The sequence below is a fragment of the Acidiphilium sp. PM genome (assembly GCF_000219295.1).
Taxonomy (GTDB): Bacteria; Pseudomonadota; Alphaproteobacteria; order Acetobacterales; family Acetobacteraceae; genus Acidiphilium; species Acidiphilium multivorum.
This window is the reverse complement of the sequence record NZ_AFPR01000257.1, coordinates 1-4,996: the sequence shown is the minus strand read 5'-3', so window position 1 is coordinate 4,996 and position 4,996 is coordinate 1. Positions and strand designations below refer to the sequence as shown.

The 4,996-nt window shown below is 69.8% G+C and carries 4 protein-coding genes; all 4 read left to right on the top strand.

The features are described 5' to 3' along the window. On the top strand, positions 1–634 hold a 634-nt coding region (locus APM_RS10840), incomplete at its 5' end, for a pyridoxal-dependent decarboxylase (protein ID WP_007423417.1). A gap of 75 nt (positions 635–709) precedes the next feature. Then, positions 710–3,517 carry a molybdopterin oxidoreductase family protein gene (locus tag APM_RS10835; protein WP_007423416.1) on the top strand — a complete coding sequence of 936 codons (2,808 nt, stop codon included), beginning with the start codon at positions 710–712 and terminating at the stop codon, positions 3,515–3,517. Continuing rightward, positions 3,514–4,257: a 4Fe-4S dicluster domain-containing protein gene (locus tag APM_RS10830; protein ID WP_007423415.1), complete on the top strand. Its 744-nt coding sequence runs from the start codon at positions 3,514–3,516 to the stop codon at positions 4,255–4,257. The genes APM_RS10835 and APM_RS10830 overlap by 4 nt, the downstream gene beginning before the upstream one ends. After that, on the top strand, positions 4,254–4,996 hold a 743-nt coding region (locus APM_RS10825; RefSeq protein WP_007423414.1), incomplete at its 3' end, for a DmsC/YnfH family molybdoenzyme membrane anchor subunit. The genes APM_RS10830 and APM_RS10825, both read left to right, overlap by 4 nt.

Below are 4,996 nucleotides of genomic sequence, written 5' to 3'. Positions count from 1 at the left end.
GGCGCTGGCGGCGGCCTCGCCGGCGAGGCGGGAGCTGGTCGCGGGGATCGGCGAGGCGGATTCGGTGGCGTTCGACTTCCACAAATGGGCGCAGGTGCAATACGATTCCGGCTGCATCCTGGTGCGCGACCGGCAGCTGATGCTGGATGCCTTCGCGCAGGATGCCTCGTATCTGACGACGACGGCGCGGGGGCTTTCGGGCGGCGCGCCCTGGCCGTGCGACATGGGGCCGGATCTCTCGCGCGGGTTCCGGGCGCTGAAGGTGTGGATGACGATCGAGGCCTATGGCACCGCGGCGCTGGGCGGCATCGTCGATGATTGCTGCGCGCTGGCGGCGCGGCTCGCGGCCTCGGTGGATGCGGCGCCGCGGCTCAAGCGCCTCGCGCCGGTGCCGCTCAACATCGTGTGTTTCCGCTACGATGACGGCGGCGCGGAGCTGGACGCGCTGAACGCCGCGATCGCCGCCGACATCCAGGAGAGCGGGCGCTACGTGATCTCGACCACGACGATCGACGGGGTGCGGGCGCTGCGGGCGGCGATCGTCAATCACCGGACGAGGGCGGCGGATATCGACGGGCTGGCGGCGGCGGTGAGTGCCGCGGGGGACGCCCGCAGGCGCGAACCGATCGGTTGAACCGATCAAACGGATCGGTCAGGGACGATGGCCTGAAGCGGTGCGGGGCGTCATAAATCCGGGCGGAGAACTGCCATGCCCGAAGACAGGATTGCCTATCACGCGCCGGTCGGCGACGAGGTCGCCCACACCACCTGTTACATGTGCGCCTGCCGCTGCGGCATCAAGGTGCATCTCAGGGACGGGAAGCTGCGCTACATCGAGGGCAACCGCGACCATCCGATCAATCGCGGCGTGCTGTGCGCGAAGGGATCGGCGGGGATCATGTCGGTCACCTCGCCGGCGCGGCTGCGCTCGCCGCTGAAGCGGGTCGGCCCGCGCGGGGCGGGCGAATTCGAGGCCATCGGCTGGGACGAGGCGATGGCGATCGTGACGGCGCGGCTCGCGGGCATCCGCGCCAGCGATCCGCACCGCCTCGCCTTCTTCACCGGGCGCGACCAGTCGCAATCGCTGACCGGGCATTTCGCGCGGATGTTCGGCACGATGAATTTCGCCGCCCATGGCGGGTTCTGCTCGGTCAACATGGCGGCCGCCGGACTCTATTCGGTGGGCGGCGCGTTCTGGGAATTCGGCGAGCCGGACTGGAACCATGCGAAGCTGTTCCTGCTGTTCGGCGTGGCGGAGGACCACGATTCCAACCCGATCAAGCTCGGCCTCGCCAAGCTGAAGGAGCGGGGCGCGAAGATCGTCTCGGTCAACCCGGTGCGGACCGGGTATTCGGCGATCGCCGACGAGTTCGTCGGCATCACGCCCGGGACCGACGGGCTGTTCATCATGGCGCTGATCCATTGCCTGCTGGCGGAGGGCGCGGTCGATACCGCGTTCCTGGTCCGCTACACCAACGCGCATCACCTGGTGATCGACGCGCCGGGCGCGGCCGATCACGGGCTGTTCGCGCGCGACGCGGAGGGCGCGGCGCTCGCCTTCGACCGCAAGACGGGCGCGCTGGCGCGGGCGGATGCGACCGGCACCGACCCCGCGCTGCTCGGGACGTTCACGCTGCCCGACGGGCGGCGCGCGCGGCCGTCCTTTGCCCTTCTGGCGGAGCGTTATGCGGCGGCGGAGTACGCGCCGGAGGCGGTGGAAGCGCGCTGCGGCATCGCGGCGGCGACGATCCGCCGGCTGGCAGCCGAGATCGCCGAGATCGCGTTCCGCCAGCCTGTCGTCATCGAGCAGGCCTGGACCGACACCGACGGGCGGCGGCACGAGACGATGACCGGGCGGCCGGTGGCGATGCACGCGATGCGCGGGATTTCGGCGCATTCCAACGGGTTTCACACCTGCCGGGCGCTGCATGTGCTGCAGATGCTGATCGGCGCCGTCGATACGCCGGGGTCGTGGCGCTACAAGTCGCCGCACCCGAAGCCGATTCCGCCCGGACCGGGCCCGGCGGGGCGGGCGCATGACGGGCGCGGCGCGCTGACCGGCAACGTGCTCGGCTTTCCGACCTCGCCGGACGACCTGCTGGTGGATGACGCGGGCGAGCCGCTGCGGCTCGACCGGGCGTTCTCGTGGGAGGCGCCGCTCGGCATTCACGGCATGATGCACATGGCGATCGCCGAGGCGCATGCGGCCGGGCGGGCGCGGGTGGACACGCTGTTCCTCTATATGGCGAACATGGCGTGGAACTCGGCGATGAATCCCGGCGAGACGACGCGGATGCTGACCGACCGCGACGAGGACGGCGAGTATCGGATTCCGTTCGTGATCGTCGCGGATGCGTTCGAATCCGAAACGGTCGCCTATGCCGACCTGGTGCTGCCGGACACGACCTATCTCGAACGCTATGACTGCATTTCGCTGCTCGACCGGCCGATCGGCTCGGCGCACGGGCCGGCGGATGCGATCCGCGTGCCGGTGCTGAAGCCGGACCGCGACGTGCGGCCGTTCCAGGACGTGCTGATCGACCTTGCCGGACGGCTTGGCCTGCCGGATTTCGCCGAGGCGCCGGGCAAGCCGCTCTACGGTTCCTATGCCGATTACATGGTGCGCCACCAGCGCAAGCCGGGCGTGGGGCCGCTGGCCGGATTCCGCGGGGCGGACGGCAACGCCTTCGGCCGGGGCGAGCCGAACCCCGAGCAGATTTCACGCTACATCGCCAACAAGGGGTTCGCGCGGTACGACCTGCCGCTGGAGCAGCTTTACTACAAGCACGCGAACCGGGCCTATCTGACGGGTGCCAAGGACATGGGGCTGATCGACGACGACAGCCAGATCGTTCTCAATCTCTACAGCGAGCATTTGCAGAAATTCCGCCTCGCCGCCGAGGGGCACGGGGCGGTGCGGCCGCCGGAGCGGCTGCGCGCGCGCATCGCCCGGTTCATGGACCCGCTGCCGATCTGGTACGAGCCGATCGAGCAGACCATGACGGATATGAAACAGTTTCCGATCCACGCGATCACGCAGCGGCCGATGTCGATGTATCATTCGTGGGGATCGCACAATGCGTGGCTGCGGCAGATCCATTCGGAAAACCGGCTCTACGTGCATCGCGACCTCGCCGCCGCACAGGGGCTGGAGGATGACGACTGGGTCGAGGTGGTTTCGCGCACCGGGCGGCTGAAATGCCAGATCCGCATCATGGACGGGGTGAACCCGCACACGGTGTGGACGTGGAACGCGATCGGCCGGCGGAGCGGGGCGGTGGCGCTGGCGCAGGACGCGCCGGAGGCGGTGCGCGGCTTCCTGCTCAACCACGTGATCTCGGAATATCTGCCGGCGGGGGATGACGGGGCGCGGCTGTCGAATTCCGACCCGGTGACCGGGCAGGCGGCGTGGTTCGACCTTACCGTGAGGCTTGAGAAATGCGAGCCGGAGACGATCGCGGAAACCCAGCCGCGGATGGCGCCGGTGGCGTTGACGACGAAGGGAGCCGCGCGATGACATCGCTGCCGCAGAGTCAGCCGGGCGCCAGGCGGCTCGGCCTCGTGATCGATCTCGACACCTGTGTCGGCTGCCACGCCTGCGCGGTGAACTGCAAGGAATGGAACACCGAGGGGCACCACGCGCCGCTGCCGGATTACGATCCGCATGGCGCGGACCCGGACGGGGTGTGGTTCAACCGAATCCATTCCTACGAGGCGAAGGGCAGCGGCGGGTGCGGCAAGACGGTGAATTTCCCGCGCTCGTGCCTGCATTGCGAAAATCCGCTCTGCGTCACCGTCTGCCCGACCGGCGCCTCGTACAAGCGGGCCGAGGACGGGATCGTGCTGGTGAACACGGATATCTGCATCGGCTGCAAGCTGTGTTCCTGGGCCTGCCCCTATGGCGCGCGGGAATTCGACGAGCATGACGGGGTGATGAAGAAATGCACGCTCTGCATCGACCGGATCTATAACGAGTCGCTGCCCGAGGCGGAGCGCGAGCCGGCCTGTGTGGCGACCTGCCCGTCGCGGGCGCGGCATTTCGGCGATCTCGCCGATCCCGGGAGCCGGGTGTCGAAACTGGTGGCGGAGCGCGGCGGCGTCGACCTGATGGCGGAGCTGGGCTACCGGCCGACCAACAAGTATCTGCCGCCGCGGCAGACGCGCATCGAGACGCGGCCGGTGGAGATGCCGGCATCGGCGCCGGGCGGGCTGGGCGGCGCGCTGCTCGCCCTCGTGGACAAGGTGCTTTCGCGATGACCCCGGCAAGTTCGGTCCTGCTGCTGACCACCCTCACCGGCTTCGGCTACGGGCTGCTGGCCTGGCTCGGGATTTTCTGCGCCGCCGGGGCGCTGCCGGAGAGCCCGTGGTTCGGGCCGGTGGCGGTGGTGATCGCGCTCGGCTTCGCCGGCGCGGGGCTAGTCGCCTCGACGCTGCATCTCGGGCGGAAGGAACGCGCCTGGCGGGCGTTCAGCCAGTGGCGGTCGTCCTGGCTGTCGCGCGAGGGGGTGGCGGCGGTGGCGACCAACCTGCCGGCGCTGGGCTTCGCGGCGTCATGGGCGGCGCTGGGCGCGGGCGCGAAGCTGACCATCGCCCTCGGGCTGGTGGCGGCGGCGATGGCGCTGGGGACGGTGTTCTGCACCGCGATGATCTATGCCTGCCTGAAGCCGATCCGCCAGTGGCACAACCGCTTCACCGCACCGCTCTACCTGCTGTTCGCCGCGTTCTCCGGCGCGCTGCTGCTGGCGGCCCTGCTCGGGGTGTGGACCGGGACGGCTACGGCCGCCGCGGCGCTGGCGGTGGTGTTCGCGATCGGCGCGGGCGTGGCGAAGGCGGCCTACTGGCGCTTCATCGACGCGCAGGGGCCGCTCACGACGCTCGCCTCGGCGACCGGGCTCGCCGAACTCGGCACGGTGCGCGCCCTCGACCGGCCGCATTTCACCGAGAACTACGTGCTGCGGGAGATGGGCTACCAGATCGCCCGGCGGCACGCCGCACG

Excerpts from the sequence above, each read along its gene's own strand:
- APM_RS10835 (WP_007423416.1), top strand. The coding sequence starts at position 710 with ATGCCCGAAGACAGGATTGCCTATCACGCGCCGGTCGGCGACGAGGTC.
- APM_RS10830 (WP_007423415.1), top strand. The coding sequence starts at position 3,514 with ATGACATCGCTGCCGCAGAGTCAGCCGGGCGCCAGGCGGCTCGGCCTC.